Genomic DNA, 21,597 nt, shown 5'->3' with positions numbered 1-21,597 from the left:
AAAACGGCAACCTGTGGTTGCCGTTTTTAGTGTTTGTTCCCTCTCCCTGTGGGAGAGGGCCAGGGTGAGGGCATCAGGCCGCACAAAACTTAACCCGTCACCGCCTCTTCAACTGGCGGTTTTGTCAGCATTGTCAGCATTGTATTCGCAATCTCACGCTCACCCATCACCACCTGATTCGCGCCGCGCTCGGTGATGTACTCCACTTCGTCATCATAATGGGCGCGGGCAATGATTTCGATATGTGGGCATTTTTCACGGGCTGTGGCGACAATCTCGCCAGCCTCGTAACCGTTCGGGATAGTGAGCAGCAGCCAGCGAGCGCAGTCCAGATGCGCCAGATTCATAATCTCTTCGTTAGCCGCGTTGCCCAGCACCGCGCGGATGCCGCGCTCGCGAAGCTCGTCGACGCGAGTGCGGGAGGTTTCAATCACTACCAGGGGGATCCCCTGGGCCATCAGCTTCTCACCGAGCAGGCTGCCGACGCGGCCAAAACCGACCAGCAGCGCGTGGTTGCAGATATCTACGGGGATCTGTTTCTCCTCCTCAATCGCTTCTTCCAGGGTTTGCTCTTCGAGGGTTTCGGTCTTCTCGAGATATTTCTCCAGCAGGGCAAACAATACCGGGTTTAGCATGATGGAGAGGATCGCCCCCGCCAGCACCAGATTTTGCCCCGCCTGTGGCAGCAGGTTCAGGGCCATCCCCAGACCGGCAAGAATAAAGGCGAACTCGCCAATCTGCGCCAGGCTGGCGGCGATGGTCAGCGCCGTGCGCGGCGAGTGACCGAACATCCGTACCAGGAAGAAGGCGGCAACGGACTTACCAAAGATGATGATTGCCAGCGTACCCAGCACGGCCAGCGGCTGCTGAATGAGGATCAGCGGGTCGAACAGCATCCCGACGGAGACAAAGAACAGCACCGCGAATGCATCACGTAGCGGCAGGGTATCGTGCGCGGCACGGTGGCTCAGCTCGGACTCGTTCAGCACCATCCCGGCGAAGAACGCGCCCAGCGCAAAGGAGACGTCAAACAGCTCGACGGCGCCAAAGGCAATGCCCAGCGCCAGCGCAAGGACCGAAAGCGTGAACAGTTCACGCGAGCCCGTGGCGGCGCTGCGGGACATGATCCACGGCACCAGACGGCGGCCCACCAGCATCATGATGGCGATAAACGCTACAACCTTACCGATGGTAATGCTCATATCCAGCGCCAGCGAGGCGAAGCCGATATTCTCTTTTTCCATCATCCCGGCAACGGCAGGCAGCAGAACCAGCGTCAACACCATTACCAGATCTTCAACAATCAGCCAACCTATCGCGATTTGTCCGCGCTGGCTGTCTATCAGCTGTCTCTCTTCAAGCGCGCGCAGCAGCACCACGGTACTGGCGGTTGAAAGACACAGCCCAAATACGATACCGGTCATGATTGACCAGCCCAGCACCGCCGAAAGCGCCATGCCCAGCAGCGTCGCCACCCCTATCTGGGCGATCGCTCCCGGTATGGCGATCGACTTTACCGCCATCAGATCCTTCAGGGAAAAATGCAGTCCGACGCCAAACATCAGCAGGATCACGCCCAATTCCGCCAGCTCAGGCGCCAGTTTGGTATCAGCGACAAAACCCGGCGTAAAGGGCCCTGCCAGCACGCCCGCCAGTAAATAGCCTACCAGGGGCGAAATACGCAATTTATTGGCAATCATGCCGAGAATAAAAGCGAGCACAAGTCCACCAACAATGGTGGTGATAAGCGGTGTGGCGTGGTGCATTCCGTCTCCTTTCGCGATGGGTGATCCATTTTTGGTGCAAATACCAAAAAGCCGATTAATAGTTTATGACAATTTTTACGCTTATGTTTATGAATAATTGTTGAAATCACAATAAAAAGGCAATAAGCATGAAAAAAGGCAGATTTTGATAAATTTGCTGAGGGGAGGGAGAGGAAAGCCTTATGGCATCAGGTTATCCGGCTGCCAAAGTTTAACTTTGGCAGCCGTGAAGTCACGCTTTATGACGATTGTCAGGCAGGAATATGGTCAACATCCCCAGAAGTGGCAGGAAAGCGCAGATTTTATAGACCAGGAAGATGCTGGTGTGGTCTGCAACCATCCCCAACACGGCTGCGCCAAGGCCGCCCATGCCAAAGGCAAAACCGAAAAAGAGACCGGAAACCATACCGATACGTCCCGGCAGCAGCTCCTGCGCGTAGACCAGGATGGCTGAAAATGCCGATGCGAGAATAAAACCAATAATCACCGTCAATATTCCGGTCCATTCCAGCGTTGCGTACGGTAAAACAAGCGTAAACGGCGCGACGCCGAGTATAGAGCCCCAAATCACATATTTACGTCCAATTTTATCCCCCACAGGGCCGCCTATCACCGTGCCTGCCGCCACCGCAAACAGGAAGGCAAAGAGGTGGAACTGGGCGTTTTGTACTGATAATCCGAATTTTTGCATCAGATAGAAGGTGTAATAGCTGCTAATGCTCGCCATATAGAAATATTTCGAGAAAATCAGCACCAGCAGCACGCTGACGGCAAGGATCACCTTATTGCGCGGAAGGGGATTGGTTATCTTCGCGGCAGGTTTTCCCTTATTTACGCGATGCTGCGCGGCATACCAGCGGCTGATTTGCGCCAGGACGACAATCGCCAGCAGCGCGGCCAGCACAAACCACGCCACGTTGCCTTTGCCGTAAGGCGCGATAATTACCGCCGCCAGCAGAGGACCGAGGGAGCTACCAAAGTTACCCCCCACCTGGAACAGAGACTGCGCCAGCCCGTGACGTCCGCCGGAGGCCATACGTGCCACGCGGGACGATTCCGGATGAAACACCGATGAACCGGTTCCCACCAGCGCCGCGGCAACCAGTACCGCCTCAAAGCTGCCCGCCATGGCCAGCAGCACCAGCCCGCTCAGGGTGAAGCACATGCCAATGGGCAGCGACCATGGCATCGGGTATTTGTCCGTCCAGTAGCCCACCACCGGCTGTAGCAGCGAAGAGGCCAGCTGGAAGGTCAGGGTGATCATCCCGATCTGCACGAAGGTTAATGAGAACTCAGACTGCAACAGCGGGTAGATCGCCAGAATCAGCGACTGGATCATATCGTTGAGCAGATGAGAGAGACTGATTGCGCCTAATACTTTAAAGGAAGTGCGCGATTTCGGCGGCGACGCCGGAGCGCCCTGGACGGGCTGGGTTGATTCACTGATTGCCATAAATACCACGTCGATTTGTTATTAGAGATGCAGGGAGTAATTATTATCCGACTAACATACCCGTCCGTGACATTTGAAGAAAGTCGCAATTCTGAAAACTTATTTGTCTATTCTTGTGAGTCACTGTAATTTTTGCGTTTGTCTATGGGTCAGGGAGAGAGAAGATGAAGTTAATGAAGCGTGGCGTCGCGCTGGCGCTCATCGCCGCATGGGGGCTGACAAGCCTGCCCGCGCAGGCGTATGAAAAAGATAAAACCTATAAAATTACCATTCTGCATACTAACGATCATCACGGCCATTTCTGGCGCAGCGAATACGGTGAATATGGCCTGGCGGCGCAAAAAACGCTGGTGGACGGCATTCGTAAAGAGGTCGCGGCCCAGGGCGGCAGCGTACTGCTGCTGTCGGGCGGGGATATTAATACCGGGGTACCGGAATCTGATTTGCAGGATGCCGAGCCTGATTTCCGCGGCATGAATTTAGTTGGTTACGACGCGATGGCGGTCGGAAACCACGAGTTTGATAATCCGCTGAGCGTGTTGCGCCAGCAGGAGAAGTGGTCCAAATTCCCGTTCCTTTCCGCCAATATTTATCAGAAAAGCACCGGCGAGCGTCTGTTTAAACCGTGGGCGCTGTTTAAGCGTCAGGATCTGAAGATCGCGGTCATCGGCTTAACCACCGACGATACGGCCAAAATTGGTAATCCTGAATTTTTCACCGACATCGAATTTCGTAAACCGGCGGACGAAGCGAAGCTGGTGATCCAGGAGTTGCAGCAGAATGAAAAACCGGATGTGATTATCGCGACCACCCACATGGGGCATTACGATAACGGTCAGCACGGCTCTAACGCGCCGGGCGACGTGGAGATGGCGCGCAGCCTTCCTGCGGGCTCGCTGGCGATGATTGTGGGCGGTCACTCACAGGATCCGGTCTGCATGGCTTCTGAGAATAAAAAGCAGGCAGATTATGTGCCCGGCACGCCGTGCGCGCCTGATCGTCAGAACGGGATCTGGATTGTACAGGCCCACGAGTGGGGTAAATACGTTGGCCGCGCGGATTTCGAATTCCGTAACGGCGAAATGAAGCTGGTGCACTATCAGCTCATCCCGGTCAACCTGAAGAAGAAAGTGACCTACCCGGATGGCAAAAGCGAGCGGGTACTCTACACGCCAGAGATCGCTGAAAACCAGCAGATGCTCTCTCTGCTGACGCCGTTCCAGAGCAAAGGGAAAGCGCAGCTGGACGTGAAGATTGGCACGCTTAACGGACGACTGGAAGGGGACCGCAGCAAAGTCCGCTTTGTACAGACCAACATGGGGCGTCTGGTGCTGGCCGCGCAGATGGCGCGCACGAATGCGGATTTCGGCGTGATGAGCGGCGGCGGTATTCGTGATTCCATTGAAGGCGGAGACATCACCTATAAAGACGTGCTCAAAGTGCAGCCGTTTGGCAACGTGGTGGTCTATGCGGACATGAGCGGGAAGGAGGTGATTGACTACCTGACCGCCGTGGCGCAGATGAAGCCGGATTCCGGGGCGTATCCGCAGTTTGCTAACGTCAGCTTCGTCGCGAAGGACGGCAAGCTTAACGATCTCAAAATCAAAGGCGAACCGGTTGATCCGGCGAAAACCTACCGCCTGGCAACGTTAAGCTTTAACGCCACCGGCGGCGACGGCTATCCGCATATCGATAACAAACCGGGCTATGTAAATACCGGGTTTATTGATGCGGAAGTGTTGAAGCAGTTTATCCAGCAAAATTCACCGATTGACGTGAACATGTATGAGCCGAAAGGCGAGGTGAGCTGGCAGTAGTGCGTTTTTTTTTGCCGGGTGGCGGCTTCGCCTTACCCGGCCTACATTCGAATCGTAGGCCCGGTAAGCGCAGCGCCACCGGGCAATTTTCTCAATCCCGGCGCGCAATATCCGCAAATTTCGCGTCCAGCATTTTCGCCAGATCGCCTGCGGCCAGTTCGATATCCAGCCCGCGTTTGCCGCCAGAAATATAGATCGTCTCAAATTCCTGCGAAGGCGCATCGATCAGCGTCGGCAGACGCTTTTTCTGGCCGAGCGGGCTGATCCCGCCGACCAGATAACCCGTTGTGCGTTGCGCAACCATCGGGTCAGCCATATCGACCTTTTTCGCTCCCAGCGCTTTGGCCACTTTCTTCAGATCAAGCTGTCCGGCGACGGGCGTCACTGCCACGGCGAGGTGCTTCATATCGCCGTTCACCGCGACCAGCAGCGTTTTGTAGACCTGGTCCGCGTTCAGCCCCAGCTTGCGCACCACTTCATCACCAAAGTTGGTTTCGTTCGGATCGTGATCGTAGGTGTGGATCCGGAAAGAAATTTTGTTTTTTTCGAGTAATTTAACGGCGGGAGTCATGGCTATCCTTCTTACGACAGACGATTCATACCAGCAGCATACGCCTGACGTTTGTCTAAAAAATAGCACCATCTTGCGCAATAGTATTGGCAGTGATGGTTACTTTGAGCGACAATCGGCGTAGCCGAAGGTCACTTCGGTATAATAAAAACGATGAAATTCCTCTTTGACGGGCCAATAGAGATATTGGCCATTTTTTTATTTCAGCAGCGACGGCAAATTCCCTTCTCCGTACAAATGCAACGCGCCAACCGCGACAACATAACGACCGGCAGGCAGGGCATATAGTGTCTCCCGCCACGCCTGGTTGCGCGCGTTCATCAGCACATCATACAACGATTCACTGAACGTCGACGGTAACGCCAGCTTACCGTCTGCGGGCGGCGCATCCAGCCACCAGCCAATCATTGTTTGCAGCAGACGCGCGTTGGTATGCCAGTGGGTCAGGGTATCATCCAGCAGCATCAGGCCGTCATCGGGAAGCTGGCGAAGAAGCGCAATCTGGCTGTCCGTGCCTTCCAGTTCAATGACGGACAGGTTGCGCGCCCTTGCCGCATTCAGCAGTTGATAATCGATACCGTAATCGCCGCGCAGCCCCAGGCGCTGCGCCTGGGTGGCCTGTAGCACCATGGCAATTTGCCACAGGGGCAGAGTGTCGAGCATTGAGAGCGAGACGCCGGTCTCATCCGCAAGACGGGTAAGCTCAGCCAGCTGCGTCCCGTTAAGACGTTCCGCCAGGGGGCGATCGCTTTCCAGCCCGGCAAACGGCGATTCATGGCCGGAGATGTCGGCTTCGACGATCAGCGCGTCGGCGCGCTTCAGCAGTTTAATCAGGCCGGAGGGCAGGGGGGACATGTCCTGCGTGCCCATATGAATGCTTCCCACCAGGTGCAGATGCTGCCCGCCCGGAAGCGAAATATCCATACCGGGCCAGGCATAACGGCGGGGAAAAAGGGCGCGAAACGATGTTTTTAGACGATTAAACAGACCCATACGCGCTCCATGATCGGAAAGGTTCATGCTAGCGCGTACGGGTACAAGGTTCAATCCTTCGGTTTAAACCGCAGCAGACGGTTAGCGTTGCTCACCACGGTAATTGACGAGAGCGCCATCGCCGCACCCGCAACAACCGGGTTCAGCAGGGTACCGGTCAGCGGCCACAAAATCCCGGCGGCAATCGGAATGCCGAGCGAGTTATAGACGAAGGCCCCCAGCAGGTTCTGCTTCATGTTGCGCAACGTGGCTTTCGAAATCGCCAGCGCATCCGCCACCCCCATCAGGCTGTGGCGCATCAGGGTGATCGCCGCGGTTTCAATGGCGACATCGCTCCCGCCGCCCATCGCAATGCCTACGTCAGCCTGCGCCAGCGCCGGGGCGTCGTTGATGCCGTCGCCCACCATCGCCACCTGGCGACCCTGACTTTGCAGGTTCTTGATGGCGTCCGCTTTGCCGTCCGGCAGCACGCCCGCGATCACCTCATCAATACCGGCTTCTTTCGCAATGGCGTTGGCGGTGGTCGGGTTGTCCCCGGTCAGCATCACCAGACGATAGCCCGCGCGGTGCAGGCGCTGTAAGGCATCTACGCTGTCCTGGCGTAACGGATCGCGCACGGCCAGCAGCGCCGCCACCTGACCATCCCTCGCCAGCAGAACCGGCGTCGCGCCCTGAGAGGCCTGCGCATTTAGCTCTGCGTCCAGCGCGGACGTATCAACGCCGTGTTCAGTCAGCAGTGCCTGGTTGCCCAGCAGCAGCGTATGGCCTTCGGCTTCACCGCTGACCCCTAAACCGCGCAGGGTGCGGAAGTTGCTGACCTGCGGCAGACGGCCATCACCGGCTTTCTCCAGGATGGCGCGCGCCAGCGGGTGGCTGGAACCTTGTTCCAGCGCGGCGGCAAGGCGCAGGGCGTCCGTCTCCGTACAGCCAACGGTACTGACGGCCACCACCTGCGGTTTGCCCTCGGTGAGCGTGCCGGTTTTATCAAAGACAAGGGTGTCCAGCGTGCTTGCCCGTTGCAGGGCGTCAGCATCCCGGACCAGTACGCCAAATTCGGCGGCGCGTCCGACGCCAGAGATAATCGACATCGGCGTGGCCAGACCAAGAGCACAAGGGCAGGCGATGATCAGCACCGTGGTGGCGATCACCAGGGTGTAGACAATCTGCGGCGCCGGGCCGAAGAAATACCAGATCGCCGCGCTCAGCAGGGCAATACCGACGACCACCGGCACAAAAATGGCGGAGATTTTATCGGCAAGCTGACCAATCTCCGGCTTACTGCTCTGCGCCTGGCGGACCATGCGAATGATGCGTGACAGCGTGGTATGGCTCCCGACCGCGCTGGCGCGGAACAGTACGCTGCCGTCCTGTACCACCGTACCCGCATGCACCGCATCGCCCTGAGATTTCTGCTGGGGTATCGGCTCGCCGGTCAGCATCGCTTCATCCAGCCAGGCATCGCCCTGGGTGATTTCACCGTCGACGGGCACGCGGTCGCCGGTGGTCAGGCGCAGCGTCATTCCCGGCTGTACCTCTGAGAGCGGAACGCTTTTTTCCCCGTCGTCCGTGACCACGCGGGCCGTCGGCGGGGTTAAATCGAGTAATCTTTCCAGCGCTTTCGACGAGCGCTGACGCGCGCGGGCTTCGAGCATATGGCCTAAGTTAATCAGACCGATAATCATCGCACTCGCTTCATAATAGAGATGGCGCGCCTCCATCGGGAACCACTGCGGCCAGACGTTCACGCTCATCGAATACAGCCACGCCGCGCCGGTACCGAGCGCGACCAGCGTGTCCATCGTCGCGGTGCGGTTTTTCAGGCTCTTCCAGGCGCTGGTATAGAAATGTCCGCCAGCAAACACCATCACCGCAAGGGTAATCAGACCAATCACCAGCCACAGGGTGCGGTTGTCAGCGGTGACCATCATGTTGTCACCCATCATGCCCCACACCATCACCGGAATACCGACCAGCAGGGCGACAATCGCCTGCCAGCGGAAACGCTTCATAGTGGCGACAGCCGTTTCCTGCTGGCGCTCGCGGCGCTCGGCATCATCTTCGATGGCCTCCGCCCCGTAGCCCGCTTTCTCCACGGCCTGCACTAACTCTGCGGCGGAGGCGCTGCCCATCACCAGCGCAGTACGCTCCGCCAGGTTTACCCGTGCCTGTGCGACGCCCGGTACCGCCTGTAAGGCGTTTTGTACCCGGGAGACGCAGCTGGCGCAGCTCATGCCGTTGATCAGCAGCTGTTGGCTGTCATCAATATCATCAGCTACCGGAAGCTCAGGAGTGGCCGCTGTCAGTGCTTCCGACGGGGATGATGACTCTGCCAGCGGTTTAGCCTTTGGGTGGCTTAACTCCGCCCCGTAACCGGCCTGTTTAATGGTATCAATCAGCGCGTCGGCGCTGGCGCTGCCGGTCACGGCGGCATGATCGATAGTCACCTCAGCGCTTTCCACGTCAGGACGCTGCTCCAGGCTTTCTTTAACGCGTTTGACACAGTGGCCGCAGGAGAGGCCGTCCAGTGTCAGGTCAATAGTGTGAGACATAACAAAACTCCCGTATAATGTTCTGGTCAATTGTTGACCTTCACTCTGCTTTTCGCTAACTGTTATGAAGGTTAAACCTTCCATCAAGGGGAAGGTCAAGGGGGAAATGTGAATATCAGCGATGTTGCGAAAAAAACCGGCTTAACCAGCAAAGCGATTCGCTTTTATGAGGAAAAAGGGCTGGTGACGCCACCGTTGCGCAGTGAAAACGGCTACCGCAGCTATACGCAGCTGCATCTTGATGAACTGACGTTACTGCGCCAGGCAAGACAGGTAGGATTTAACCTTGAAGAGTGCGGCGAGCTGGTTAACCTGTTTAACGATCCGAAACGCCACAGTGCCGACGTGAAAAAACGTACGCTGGAAAAAGTGGCGGAGATCGAACGCCATATCATCGAATTACAGGCGATGCGTGAGCAACTGTTACAGCTGGCAGAATCCTGCCCGGGAGATGACAGCGCCGAGTGCCCGATTATCGACAATCTTTCCGGCTGCTGCCACCGTAAAACCCACGTCTAACAGGCTTTAACCCGCAGGGTAATGCCTTCCACCGCAATGACCTCAACCCGCGTGCCGGCGCTGAGGTCATCGTCGGCCACCACCGGCCACGAACTGTCCCCCACGCGCATATGACCGCGTCCGTTGATCAGCGCGTTATCAAGCGTAAAGCGTCTACCCACGATCTGCTGCCCACGCTGGTTGAGGTGCGCGTCGACCGGCTTCTGCGCCTTCACCCGTTTGTTCAGCCAGCGCCACCACAGCCAGGCGGCCAGCAGCGTCAGCACGGCAAACAGCGCGCCCTGCCACTCCCAGCCGACAGGCAGCAGCCAGACGACCAGCCCGGTAATCACCGCGGCAACCCCGCTCCACAGCAGATAACCGTTGCCGCCAAGCATCTCGGCGGCCAGCAGTAAGCCGCCAAGGCTTAGCCAGAACGCATGAGGATGTGCAACGATGAGCTCAATCATTTTTTACGCTCGTTTCCGCCGTCTTTGATCAACTCGGCAATTCCGGCGATAGATCCCATCAGACTGCTGGCATCCAGCGGCATCATTACCACCTTGCTGTTGTTCGCGGAGCCGATCTCCTTCAGCGCATCGGTATATTTTTGCGCGACGAAGTAGTTCACGGCCTGGATATCCCCGGCGGCAATCGCCTCGGAGACCATTTGCGTCGCGCGGGCTTCCGCTTCTGCCGAACGTTCACGCGCTTCCGCCTGGAGGAAGGCAGACTGACGGTCGCCCTCGGCTTTCAGGATCTGCGACTGTTTTTCCCCTTCCGCTTTCAGGATTTCAGCCTGACGCACCCCTTCGGCTTCAAGAATATAGGCACGCTTGGTACGCTCGGCCTTCATCTGCGCGTTCATGGAAGCAATCAGCTCTGCCGGTGGGCGCACGTCGCGGATCTCAATGCGTGTCACTTTGATCCCCCACGGATTGGTGGCTTCATCCACAATGTGCAGCAGGCGGGTATTAATGCTGTCGCGCTGGGAGAGCATTTCGTCCAGCTCCATTGAGCCAAGCACGGTACGGATGTTGGTCATGGTCAGGTTGACGATCGCCAGCTCCAGGTTGCTCACCTCATAGGCCGCTTTCGGCGCATCAATCACCTGAATAAAGCAAACCGCATCGATGGTGACGTTGGCGTTATCCTTGGAGATGACTTCCTGGGAAGGGATATCCAGCACCTGCTCCATCATATTGATCTTACGCCCAATTCTGTCCATGAACGGGACGATCAGGCTTAAACCCGGCTGAAGAGTATTGGTGTAGCGACCGAAGCGTTCGACGGTCCACTGGTAACCCTGCGGGACAATTTTGACGCCTGCGCCCACGATAACCAGCGCAACGAATATAAGGACAGGAACAACGATGAGCATAAAAACCTCCTGTTTTGCATGCCGTAACGAGAAAAACTGCGTATTTGTTGAACGTAAGTATATCGGCTAACGAACAGGATTTCGCCCCTGTAAAGAGGTGGGAACCGGACTGGCAGAAATAAAACGCCCCGTTCGGGATGCGGGGCGCAAAGCGTTACTTTTCAGACCAGGTATAGCTGAAGTCAGTGATAAACCCATCCCCGGCGTCAGCGATAGCTTTTGATAAGCCCTGATAGTATTTTTCCAGGCCGATGGCCTCTATCTGCTGGATCTGCTCGCGAACGGGAGCGCAGAACAATACCGCATTGCCCGCCCCGACACGTTTGTTGTTCGGCGGCAGATCGCCGGTAATCGCCTTAAACCAGGTTCTGATCCCTTGCTTTAAGCTGTGCGGCGCTTTTGTAAGATCCTCCTGGCCGGTCAGCACCTGTAGGGTAGGGAATTCATTAGCATTGACGGCGGTTTTCATACGCGCAAAGAACGCGGTAAAAAGCTCAAAAGAGCCGAGATCCGTGACGCGAGGCTTGGTGGTTTTTCCGTTTTTATTGCCCATTTTTCCGGCAGGGGCTGTAGGCGCCGGAACCACATTGACCTTATGCAGATCCAGACCAAACAGCAGATTGCAGTGCGCCCGGCGCTCTTTAAGCGGATAGGACATCAACACGTCAATAAACGCCGTCGCCTTCACATCGGCCAGATCATGGTTAATCAGCCATTGCGAGCGGGCAAATTCCGCGGGGGAAACGAACCAGTCCGGCACCTCAGTAAAGCGTCTGGATTTACCCTTGCCGTCAAACTCGAGAAAGTAAGCCCCATCATCGAAAGCAAAATAGCAGTTTTTAAAGCTACCGATTGTGGTGTTAACGATGAGCGCCTTCTTAACAAAATCGACCACCTCTGCACCCATGACAAAACGCGTGAGTTCAGAAGAATTGATGACTTCCATTAATGTTTCCACATCAGGAATACCAGGCTTCAGGGAAGAGAACTCATAAAAGATATGTGTCATGTTGCTGACTTCCTGTAGTTATAGAGGTGACAATTAGCGAGCAAAAAGTTTAACACTTGCTATAGGTTAAGGCTATTCGCGCTGCGTAGCGGAAAGGATTATGCTAAAGGCTGTTCTTATTACAGCGGTTAATGGAATCGGAATGAATAATAAAAAAAATCTTCTGGATATCAGGGATGTTGGCTTTCGTGTGGGTGATAACACCATCCTTCAGCACGTTGATTTTTGTCTCTCTCCGGGCGAATTTAAACTGATAACTGGCCCCTCCGGCTGCGGCAAAAGCACCCTCCTGAAAATCGTGGCTTCGCTACTGAGCCCAACGGAGGGAACCATCCTGTTTGCAGGAAAAGATATCGCCACGCTTTCACCGGAAAGCTATCGCCAGCAGGTGTCATACTGCGTGCAAACGCCGTCCCTGTTTGGCGACACGGTGTACGACAATCTGGTTTTCCCCTGGCACATCCGCAACCAAACGCCTGATCCAAAAAAGTTTACCGACGATCTGACTCGGTTCGGGCTTTCGCCGGAGACGCTGACCAAATCGATCGCCGAACTGTCGGGAGGGGAAAAGCAGCGCGTCTCGCTGATCCGTAACCTGCAATTCTTGCCGAAGGCGCTGTTGCTGGACGAAATCACCAGCGCGCTGGATGACGCTAACAAGCGCAACGTCAATGACATTATCCATCGCTACGCCCGGGAGCAGAATATTGCCGTGCTGTGGGTGACGCATGATTCAAATGAAATTACCCATGCGGATGATGTCATCACGCTCAGGCCGCAGGGCGGGAAAATGGAGGAGGCTCATCGTGGGTGAACATAACATAACCAACGAATCGCTGGCGCTGTCGATGGTCCTGGTGCTGGTGGCGATTGTGGTCAGCTACCGGGAAAAGCTGGGGCTGGAAAAAGATATTCTTTGGAGTATCGCCCGCGCGGTCATTCAGCTCATCATCGTCGGCTATGTGCTGAAATACATCTTCAACGTCAATCATGCCGTGCTGACCCTGTTGATGGTGCTGTTTATCTGCTTTAACGCGGCATGGAACGCGCAGAAACGCAGTAAATACATCGATAAAGCGTTCATTTCGTCGTTGATCGCCATCACTACCGGGACCGCGTTAACGCTGGCGGTACTGGTACTCTCCGGCTCGATAGAATTTACGCCGATGCAGGTGATCCCCATTTCCGGGATGATTGCGGGCAATGCGATGGTGGCGGTCGGGTTGTGCTACAACAATCTGGGGCAACGGTTCAGCAGTGAACAGCAGCAGCTTCAGGAGAAGCTAAGCCTGGGCGCGACGCCGAAGGTGGCCTCTGCGCGGTTGATCCGCGACAGCATTCGCTCTTCGCTGATCCCAACGGTGGATTCCGCCAAAACGGTGGGTCTGGTGAGCCTGCCGGGCATGATGTCGGGGCTGATTTTTGCCGGTATCGATCCGGTAAAAGCGATTAAGTACCAGATTATGGTGACGTTTATGCTGCTCTCTACGGCGAGCCTGTCCACCATCATTGCCTGCTACCTGACCTATCGGAAGTTTTACAACGCGCGCCACCAGCTGGTGGTGACGCAGTTGAAAAAGACGGGGTAATATCGGCTTTTGTAGGCCCGGTAAGCGTTAGCGCCACCGGGCATTTTTTTACTAGTAGAGCAACGCGTACAGCTGACGACGATATTTCGACGCCAGCGCGTCACCGGTACCCAGCGCGGCCAGGATCTCCTGGAACATCTTCCGCGCCTGTCCGTCTGCGGCGCCCAGGTCCTTCTGAAGATGGCTAAACAGCAGCTCCAGCGCCTCTTCGTTACGCCCCACCTGATGAAGCTGAAGCGCCAGCTGGCTTGCCAGCGCGGCATCCTGCGGGTTGTCCGCAACCTGCTGCTGAAGCTGTTGAATTTCAGGGGTATCGGCCGCCTGTTTCAGCAGGTCAATCTGCGCCACCAGACCCTGATAACGGGTATCCTGATCCTGCATCGGCACCGTTTTCAGCACGGCTTCCGCGTCTTCAGGGCGGTGCAGCGCAATCTGGGTCTCTGCCAGCAGCAGACCAATCTGGCTGTTCTGGTTCGACAGCTGCCACGCGTCTTTTAACAGCGGCAGCGCCTCGTCGTACTTACCTTCCTGCATCAGCGCCATGGCTTCCTGCGCTTTCAGCTCTTCTTCGCGCGGCAGAACTTTATCCAGCAGGGCGCGGATCGCCTCTTCCGGCTGCGGCCCCTGGAAGCCATCCACCGGCTGACCGTTCTGGAACAGGTAGACGGTTGGGATCGCGCGCAGGCCAAACTGGGAAGCCACCATTGGTTCGGCGTCACAATCCAGCTTCGCCAGAATGAACTGACCGTTGTACTGCGCGGCAAGGCTTTCCAGGACCGGCGTCAGTTGCAGGCAGTGTTGGCTGCGTTCAGACCAGAAGTAGAACAGCACCGGTTTAATCATTGACTGTTCGAGCGTCTGTTGCAGGTTAGCTTCAGTTATGTTGACGATATTCTGTACGGACATGCGGCATTCTCTTTTATCGGTTTACTCTTTACATGGGGGTAAGCGTCGTCGCTTCAACTCAACCCTGCAAAATTTTGTCCATCATCCGCCCCGGCAGCAGGCGTTTCAACCAGCCGACGGCATGGGTTACCAGCGTGACCGGATAGCGCATTTTAGGGGTATCGCTCTCAAACGCGTGGCGCACTTTGGCAACGACGGCTTCTGGCCCAAGCGTAAAACGCGCCGCGATGCCGGGGTTTTCGACCGGTTTGTCCGCCTGCGTCTGGTTAACGTTTTCCGTAAAGCGGGTGCGGATCGGGCCCGGTTCAATCAGGCTGACCTTAATACCGCTGTGGCGCAGCTCCATGCGCAACGCATCGGACCAGGCTTCAAGCGCATATTTGCTGGCGGCGTAAGCCCCGCGGCCCGGCGTGGAGATCAGGCCCATGACCGAGGAGGTCATCACGATGCGCCCTTCGCCGTGCGGCAGCATGGCGGGGAGAAGGCGCATGGTAAGCTGATGCGCCCCGAAAAAGTTTGCGGAGAACTGCTGCTCCAGCTGTTCCCGTGAGAGAGTCTGTAGCGGGCCGTACACGCCGTAGCCCGCATTGTTGAAGAGACCGTAAAGACGGTTGTTGGTCAGGGCGATAACCTCATCGGCGGCCTGCTCTACGCTCTCTGGCGAATCGAGATCCAGCAGAATGCCGGTAAATCCCAGCCCTCGCATGCGTTCGACATCCTCGGGTTTGCGGCAGGCTGCCAGTACCCAAAACCCCTGACGTTTCAGTTCAAGGGCGCTTTCAAGGCCAATTCCGCTGGAACATCCTGTTATTAAGACCGATTTTTGCATAACTTTACCTGTCAGGTTCTCAGCTGTTTGACGAGTCATGTTTTACTAAAGGAGCCAGCCGGGTTGCCATCCAGTCGGCAATGAACGGCTGGGCATCGCGATTGGGGTGAATGCCATCATCCTGCATCCACTGGGGTTTCAGATAGACCTCTTCCATGAAAAATGGCAGCAGCGGAATATCAAACTCTTTGGCAAGCTTAGGATAGATCGCGCTAAACGCCTCATTATACCGACGGCCGTAGTTGGCGGGCAGGCGAATTTGCATCAGCAGCGGCTGGGCATTGGCGGCCTTAATGGTCTGCAAAATGGTCCGCAGCGTTTGCTCCGTTTGCTGAGGCTGGAAGCCGCGCAAACCATCATTACCGCCCAGTTCAACCAGCACCCAACGCGGTTGATGCTGCTTAAGCAGGGCAGGCAGGCGCGATAAGCCTTGCTGCGACGTATCGCCGCTGATGCTGCCGTTCACGACAGACGCCCGGGACTGCCATTTATCATTGAGCAGGGCGGGCCAGGCCGCACTGGCGGCCATACGATAGCCCGCACTCAGGCTGTCGCCCAGAATCAATAACGTGTCCGCAGCCGCCGCGCGGAAGGTCATCAGCATCAAAAACAGGAAGGGCAAATGCCAGCGGAAAACATTGTTGAAGTTCATCGTCTTAAGAAGTCCGTCGGTCAGGGAGAACACGAGCTTTCCATCCTCACCGGAGTTGAACTCGTTGTCAAACGTGCCGAAACCATCGCCCTGATTGGTGAATCCGGTTCCGGTAAGTCCACACTGCTGGCCATTCTCGCTGGTCTGGACGATGGCAGTAGTGGTGAAGTGAACCTGGTCGGCCAGCCCCTCCACGCGCTTGATGAAGAGGCCCGCGCCGCGCTGCGTGCCCGGCATATCGGGTTTGTCTTTCAGTCATTCATGCTGATCCCGACGCTGAACGCGCTGGAAAACGTTGAGCTGCCCGGCCTGCTGCGTGGTGACAATACTCGTGAAAGCCGCGATCACGCGAAGGCGTTGCTGGAACAGCTGGGGCTAGGCAAACGTCTCGACCATCTTCCGGCACAGCTTTCCGGCGGTGAGCAGCAGCGCGTGGCGCTGGCGCGGGCGTTTAACGGGCGCCCTGAAGTGCTGTTTGCCGATGAACCCACTGGTAACCTTGACCGTAAAACCGGAGACAAGATTGCCGATCTGCTGTTTTCCCTCAACCGCGAGCACGGCACCACGCTGATTCTGGTTACCCACGATCCGCAGCTGGCCGCCCGCTGCGACCGCCGCCTGCGGCTGGTGAACGGTATTCTTCAGGAGGAAGCATGATTGCCCGCTGGTTCTGGCGCGAGTGGCGCTCGCCCTCGCTGCTGATTGTCTGGCTGGCGTTGAGCCTGGCGGTGGCCTGCGTGCTGGCGCTCGGCAGCGTCAGCGATCGTATGGAGAAAGGGCTTAGCCAGCAGAGTCGGGAATTTATGGCCGGGGACCGGGCTCTGCAAAGTTCTCGCCCCGTGCCGCCGGGCTGGATTGAGGAAGCGCGCAAAGAGGGGCTGAAGGTAGGGGAGCAGATCACCTTTCAGACTATGACCTTTGCGGGCGACACGCCGCAGCTTGCCAGCGTAAAAGCCGTGGATGACATCTACCCGATGTATGGTGACTTACAAACCAGCCCGCCGGGGCTAAAACCGACGGCCGGTACGGTCCTGCTGGCATCGCGACTGATGGCGCTGCTGAACCTGAAACCCGGCGACAGTATCGACGTCGGCGACGCGACACTCAAAATTGCCGGGGAAGTGGTGCAGGAGCCCGACTCTGGATTTAATCCGTTCCAGCTTGCGCCGCGCCTGCTGATGAACACCGCTGATGTGGCGAAAACCAACGCCGTCCAGCCGGGAAGCCGTGTCACCTGGCGGTATAAGTTTGGCGGGACGCCTGCGCAGCTGGAGGCGTACGAAAAATGGCTCCTGCCGCAGCTCAAGCCGGAACACCGCTGGTACGGGCTGGAGCAGGATGACGGGGCGCTCGGCAAATCCCTCGAACGTTCCCAGCAGTTCCTGCTGCTGTCGGCGCTGTTAACTCTGCTGCTTGCCATTGCGGCGGTTGCCGTGGCGATGGGGCACTACTGCCGCAGCCGTTACGATCTGGTGGCGATCCTCAAAACCCTCGGCGCGGGCCGCGCGCAGCTGCGCAAGCTGATTGTCGGCCAGTGGCTGATGGTGCTGGCGCTGTCGGCTCTGACCGGCGGGGCGATAGGGCTGCTGTTTGAAAAGCTGCTGATGGTGCTGCTCAAACCGGTATTGCCCGCCGCATTACCGCCTGCCAGCCTCTGGCCGTGGCTGTGGGCCATCGGCGCGATGACGACGATCTCCCTGCTGGTGGGGTTACGCCCGTACCGGCTGCTGCTCGCCACCCAGCCGCTGCGCGTGCTGCGCCGCGATGTGGTGGCCAGCGTCTGGCCGCTGAAGTTCTATCTGCCGGTGATTATTGCGGTGGCGGTCGGGCTGTTGGCCTGGCTGATGGGCGGCAGTACGCTGCTGTGGGCGGTGCTGGCGGGCGCGGTGGTGCTGGCGCTGCTGTGCGGCGTAGTGGGCTGGATACTGCTTAATGTCCTGAGAAAGCTGACAGTTAAATCACTCCCCATACGGTTAGCGGTTAACCGACTGCTGCACCAGCCGTGGTCTACCCTCAGCCAGCTCTCGGCATTTTCGCTGTCGTTTATGCTGCTGGCGCTTCTGCTGGTGCTGCGCGGGGATCTGCTGGATCGCTGGCAGCAACAGCTTCCGCCGGAAAGCCCGAACTATTTCCTGATCAACATTGCTCCTGAACAGGTGACGCCGCTGAAGGGTTTCCTGTCTGAGCATCACATTATTCCGGAATCGTTCTATCCGATCGTGCGCGCCCGCCTGACGCAGATCAACGGCCAGTCGACGGAGGGAAATAAGGATGAATCGCTCAATCGCGAACTCAACCTGACCTGGCAGGCGAAACGTCCGGATCATAACCCGATCGTTGCCGGCACCTGGCCGCCGAAAGCGGGGGAAGTGTCGATGGAGGAGGGGCTGGCAACACGGCTGAACGTGAACCTCGGCGACAGCGTGACCTTCACCGGTGATACCCAGGATTTCACCGCCAAAGTTACCAGCCTGCGTAAGGTGGACTGGGAAAGCCTGCGACCAAACTTCTTCTTCATCTTCCCGCCGGGTGCGCTGGACGGACAGCCCCAGAGCTGGCTCACCAGCTTCCGCTGGGAAAACGGCAACGGCATGCTGACGCAGCTTAACCGGGAATTTCCGACGGTGAGCCTGCTGGATATCGGCGCGATCCTCAAACAGGTCGGGCAGGTGCTGGAGCAGGTGAGCCGCGCGCTGGAGGTGATGGTAGTGCTGGTGACCGTCTGCGGCGTGCTGTTGCTGCTGGCGCAGGTGCAGGTGGGCATGCGTCAGCGTCATCAGGAGCTGGTGGTCTACCGCACGCTGGGAGCCAGTAAACGGCTGCTGCGCGCCACGCTGTGGAGCGAATTTGCCCTGCTCGGTCTGGTGGCGGGCCTGGTGGCGGCCATCGGGGCGGAAACCGCGCTGGCGGTACTCCAGAGCAAAGTCTTCGACTTCCCGTGGGAGCCCGACTGGCGGCTGTGGCTCACGCTGCCCGTCTGCGGCGCCGTGCTGCTGTCCCTGTGCGGCGGCTGGCTCGGAACCCGGCTGTTGAAAGGTAAAGCGCTATTCCGCCAGTTTGTCAGCTAGTTTACTGACGTGATGATGACGCACCGGCATTTCTGCTGGTTCGTCATCGCTTAACGGCACAAATCGTTAATGCCCCTGCATTTAGTAGCACAAAACATTAAAAACCCGCCCACACAGCCCGAATTTTTCCGGTTAATATTCACCAGCTAAATATTTAGCAGCGTGTCTATCAAGGAAAAAGAATGACTATAAGAAAAACAGCGCTGGCGACAACGATCGGCGCAGCAGTGGCATTGGCTTCTTTCGCATCTCAGGCGGAAATCACCCTTCTGAAACAGGATCCGCAGGCGGGTAACCCGCTGAGCCGCCTGAACTTTACCGTTGGCGGCAGTATTCGTCCTCAGTTCCAGAATATGACCGGTGATGACGGCAAAAACAGCTACAAGCGCAACGGCTTTGACGGCGGCACCCGCTTCCGTTTCGCTGCGGATTACTACCTGTTCGATGACATCAGCTGGATCAGCTACTACGAGCTGGGTGTGAACATTCCGGCGCAGTTCAACTGGGATCATCACTACGCCGACGGCGCGCACGACACCTCTCGTCGTATGCTCTACACCGGTCTGAAGAGCGACACCTGGGGTACGCTGACCTTCGGCCAGCAGAACAGCGTGTACTATGACGTAGTGGGCGCAAAAACCGATATCTGGGACTACGACATGATTGGTCAGGCGCCAGGTAACGGGATCAACGGCGACTATGACGGCTCTTACCGTTCACGCCAGATGCTGAAGTACAAGAAAACCGTGGGCGATGCTGACATCTACGCCTCTTACCTGTTTGAAGACAGCGAATACCTGCCGGGCAACGGCCTGCGTTACAAACGTAAAGGCGGCGGTTCACTGGGTATCGATTATCACCTGACTACCGATCTGACCTGGGGCGCAGCGTGGAACTACACCCGCGCGGACATGCGTAACCCGGACAACGGCGACAGCAAATCCTACGACCAGAATATCCTTGGTACCGCCCTGAGCTGGACGCCGGATAACTGGACCTTCTCCGCAGGCGGCGGCTGGTATCAGAACTTCCTGACCACCAAAAAAGTGTCCGTTAACGACTACTTCGCCGGTGATGCATGGGGTATTGAATACTTTGCGGGTTACAAGTTCCCGGTTGGTCAGTATGCGGTGAAATCCATCCAGCCGTACTTCATGGGCGACCGTATTGAGTACGTGAATGGCCGTAACTACCAGCGCATCGACAACGGTGTGGGTATCAGCTTCCAGCTGGATTACGGTTTCCGCGTGGATTACGAACACGTGTTCACCTCCAGCACCGACAACCTGGGCGATATGAACCTGGTGCGTCTGCGTTACGACTTCTAAGTGGTTTGTTCCCCGGTGGCGCTGCGCTTACCGGGGCTACAAAAGTACGCGTAGGCCGGGTAAGGCGTAGCCGCCACCCGGCTTTTTTCAGCGATCGAGCCACTCAGCAATTTCTTCGTACGTCCCGCGATACACAATCTTCTCCGCCTTTTTCTCCAGCTGATAGCCGTACATCGGGTCGTAATAGTCCTTCAGCAACGGCACAAGCCAGCTGAAGTGCGCGTCAGTGCTGCCAGTACGCTGTTGCTCGACAAGCGCGGCATCCAGCAGGGCGGTAAATTCCGCAAAGCGTTGCAGCCCCAGACGGCGACGAATGGCGTACAGGCCGTGATGCAGATATTCGCTGTACGCTTTCCAGCCCGCCTCTTCACCGCAGGCGGCAGAAAAGTCGGCCCACATGTGGACGAAATACTCTTCGCGCAGGCGCTCAAGACGGATCTCAAACGGATCCTCGACCACTACGACAGGCGCTTCAGCCATGCGGTCGCGCAGGCACTCCGGCAGGTGGTTAGAGCCAATCATCCGGCCCTCGTCTTCAAGCACCCAGCGCGCGGCGTCTTTTTTCAATAGCTCAACCGCAAGGTGATTCTCGAAGCTCGCCTGAGAAAGCTGCGGGGTGAGCGTGCGGCCAAACGACGAGCCGCGATGGTGCGCCAGCCCTTCCAGATCGATGCCCTGCGCATGCTGCTTCACCAGCAGCGTTTTCCCGTTACCGGTGCAGCCGCCGATAAGCACCATCGGCTTTTGTGACTGCTCAATGGTCACCTGAATCGCCGTCTGACGCAGGGCCTTATAGCCGCCGCGGATCAGCGGGTAGTCGATGCCCGCCTCTTTCAGCCAGGCCTGGGAGATGTGTGAGCGCTGGCCACCGCGCGCGCAGCAAAGGTAGCCCTCAGGATGGGCAAGGCTGGCTTCCCGCCAGGCGCTGATGCGCGCCTCGCGCGTCTCGCCGTTGACCAGGCTATGGCCGAGCGCCAGCGCGGCGTCCGGACCCTGGCGTTTATAGCAGGTGCCGACGGCGGCACGCTCGTCGTCGTTCATTAAGGGCAGGTTGAGTGCGGCGGGCATCGCACCCTGGGCAAATTCGATCGGCGCGCGAACGTCGATTAAAGGGGTATCGGACGCGAGGATCGCGCGATAGTCCGTTCCATCGTTCATGGTGGTTCCAGAAGAAAACTGAGCAGCAAT

The 21,597-nt window shown here is 57.3% G+C and carries 19 protein-coding genes; 7 read left to right on the top strand and 12 right to left on the bottom strand.

All coding sequences use genetic code 11. The features are described from left to right. Positions 1–89: 89 nt before the first annotated feature. Together ybaL and SK58_RS18515 are read right to left on the bottom strand one after the other, a co-directional pair. Complete coding sequence (gene ybaL / locus SK58_RS18520; protein ID WP_017383218.1) at positions 90–1,766, bottom strand: YbaL family putative K(+) efflux transporter; 1,677 nt, start codon at positions 1,764–1,766, stop codon at positions 90–92. Between the two features lie 232 nt (positions 1,767–1,998). Next, entirely contained in the window at positions 1,999–3,219 is a 1,221-nt protein-coding gene (locus tag SK58_RS18515; protein ID WP_015571242.1) for an MFS transporter, read from the bottom strand. A gap of 164 nt (positions 3,220–3,383) precedes the next feature. On the opposite strand from SK58_RS18515, the gene ushA reads away from it, so the two are divergent. After that, positions 3,384–5,036: a bifunctional UDP-sugar hydrolase/5'-nucleotidase UshA gene (gene ushA / locus SK58_RS18510; protein ID WP_048220302.1), complete on the top strand. Its 1,653-nt coding sequence runs from the start codon at positions 3,384–3,386 to the stop codon at positions 5,034–5,036. A 91-nt stretch (positions 5,037–5,127) separates the two neighbouring features. Here ushA and ybaK read toward each other — a convergent pair whose 3' ends face one another. The 3 genes from ybaK to copA all read right to left on the bottom strand — a co-directional run bounded on the left by ybaK (position 5,128) and on the right by copA (position 9,149). After that, a complete protein-coding gene (gene ybaK, locus SK58_RS18505) occupies positions 5,128–5,607 on the bottom strand; it encodes a Cys-tRNA(Pro)/Cys-tRNA(Cys) deacylase YbaK (protein ID WP_010428207.1) in 480 nt (159 codons plus the stop codon). A 198-nt stretch (positions 5,608–5,805) separates the two neighbouring features. Then, on the bottom strand, positions 5,806–6,600 hold the full coding sequence (locus tag SK58_RS18500; protein WP_017383220.1) for a TraB/GumN family protein: 795 nt from the start codon (positions 6,598–6,600) through the stop codon (positions 5,806–5,808). Between the two features lie 50 nt (positions 6,601–6,650). Continuing rightward, positions 6,651–9,149 carry a copper-exporting P-type ATPase CopA gene (copA, locus tag SK58_RS18495; RefSeq protein WP_032104065.1) on the bottom strand — a complete coding sequence of 833 codons (2,499 nt, stop codon included), beginning with the start codon at positions 9,147–9,149 and terminating at the stop codon, positions 6,651–6,653. Positions 9,150–9,257: 108 nt separating this feature from the next. Between copA and cueR the strand changes: the two genes are divergently transcribed. Continuing rightward, complete coding sequence (cueR, locus tag SK58_RS18490; protein WP_017694388.1) at positions 9,258–9,668, top strand: Cu(I)-responsive transcriptional regulator; 411 nt, start codon at positions 9,258–9,260, stop codon at positions 9,666–9,668. Here the strand turns inward: cueR and SK58_RS18485 are convergent. From SK58_RS18485 to SK58_RS18475, 3 genes are all read right to left on the bottom strand, one after another. Continuing rightward, positions 9,665–10,117: an NfeD family protein gene (locus SK58_RS18485; RefSeq protein ID WP_015571238.1), complete on the bottom strand. Its 453-nt coding sequence runs from the start codon at positions 10,115–10,117 to the stop codon at positions 9,665–9,667. The genes cueR and SK58_RS18485 overlap by 4 nt on opposite strands. After that, entirely contained in the window at positions 10,114–11,028 is a 915-nt protein-coding gene (locus SK58_RS18480) for an SPFH domain-containing protein (RefSeq protein WP_003858941.1), read from the bottom strand. Before SK58_RS18480 ends, SK58_RS18485 begins: the two co-directional genes overlap by 4 nt. A gap of 154 nt (positions 11,029–11,182) precedes the next feature. Beyond that, entirely contained in the window at positions 11,183–12,037 is an 855-nt protein-coding gene (locus tag SK58_RS18475) for a hypothetical protein (RefSeq protein WP_048220301.1), read from the bottom strand. Between the two features lie 142 nt (positions 12,038–12,179). Here SK58_RS18475 and fetA point away from each other — a divergent pair, with 142 nt between their 5' ends. Both fetA and fetB read left to right on the top strand, forming a co-directional pair. Next, a complete protein-coding gene (gene fetA, locus SK58_RS18470; RefSeq protein ID WP_015571235.1) occupies positions 12,180–12,851 on the top strand; it encodes an iron efflux ABC transporter ATP-binding subunit FetA in 672 nt (223 codons plus the stop codon). Next, entirely contained in the window at positions 12,844–13,626 is a 783-nt protein-coding gene (gene fetB / locus SK58_RS18465) for an iron efflux ABC transporter permease subunit FetB (protein ID WP_017383223.1), read from the top strand. The genes fetA and fetB overlap by 8 nt, the downstream gene beginning before the upstream one ends. A gap of 51 nt (positions 13,627–13,677) precedes the next feature. On the opposite strand, the gene SK58_RS18460 is transcribed toward fetB, so the two are convergent. The 3 genes from SK58_RS18460 to tesA are packed head-to-tail and all read right to left on the bottom strand — an operon-like array spanning position 13,678 to position 16,013. Beyond that, on the bottom strand, positions 13,678–14,532 hold the full coding sequence (locus SK58_RS18460) for a co-chaperone YbbN (protein WP_017383224.1): 855 nt from the start codon (positions 14,530–14,532) through the stop codon (positions 13,678–13,680). Positions 14,533–14,590: 58 nt separating this feature from the next. Then, the gene (locus SK58_RS18455; protein WP_006809829.1) at positions 14,591–15,400 is read right to left on the bottom strand and encodes an SDR family oxidoreductase; all 810 of its coding nucleotides are present in this window, start codon (positions 15,398–15,400) and stop codon (positions 14,591–14,593) included. Then, positions 15,381–16,013, bottom strand: coding sequence for a multifunctional acyl-CoA thioesterase I/protease I/lysophospholipase L1 (tesA, locus tag SK58_RS18450; protein ID WP_003858933.1), 633 nt, complete (start codon positions 16,011–16,013; stop codon positions 15,381–15,383). Before tesA ends, SK58_RS18455 begins: the two co-directional genes overlap by 20 nt. Between tesA and ybbA the strand changes: the two genes are divergently transcribed. The 3 genes from ybbA (at position 15,984) to SK58_RS18435 (ending at position 20,409) form a co-directional block, all read left to right on the top strand. Then, positions 15,984–16,670: a putative ABC transporter ATP-binding protein YbbA gene (gene ybbA, locus SK58_RS18445; RefSeq protein ID WP_017383226.1), complete on the top strand. Its 687-nt coding sequence runs from the start codon at positions 15,984–15,986 to the stop codon at positions 16,668–16,670. The two genes, tesA and ybbA, sit on opposite strands and share 30 nt — an antisense overlap. Continuing rightward, positions 16,667–19,081 carry a putative ABC transporter permease subunit YbbP gene (gene ybbP / locus SK58_RS18440; RefSeq protein WP_015571231.1) on the top strand — a complete coding sequence of 805 codons (2,415 nt, stop codon included), beginning with the start codon at positions 16,667–16,669 and terminating at the stop codon, positions 19,079–19,081. Before ybbA ends, ybbP begins: the two co-directional genes overlap by 4 nt. A 182-nt stretch (positions 19,082–19,263) precedes the next feature. Further along, positions 19,264–20,409, top strand: coding sequence for a porin (locus SK58_RS18435; RefSeq protein WP_017383228.1), 1,146 nt, complete (start codon positions 19,264–19,266; stop codon positions 20,407–20,409). A gap of 87 nt (positions 20,410–20,496) precedes the next feature. Here SK58_RS18435 and mnmH read toward each other — a convergent pair whose 3' ends face one another. Next, a complete protein-coding gene (gene mnmH / locus SK58_RS18430) occupies positions 20,497–21,567 on the bottom strand; it encodes a tRNA 2-selenouridine(34) synthase MnmH (RefSeq protein WP_015571228.1) in 1,071 nt (356 codons plus the stop codon). Between the last annotated feature and the right edge of the window lie 30 nt (positions 21,568–21,597).

The sequence above is a fragment of the Enterobacter sp. BIDMC93 genome (genome assembly GCF_001037805.1).
In the GTDB taxonomy this organism is placed as follows: Bacteria; Pseudomonadota; Gammaproteobacteria; order Enterobacterales; family Enterobacteriaceae; genus Enterobacter; species Enterobacter hormaechei_C.
The sequence above is the reverse complement of the archived record's forward strand: the minus strand, read 5'-3'. Positions and strand labels throughout refer to the sequence as shown.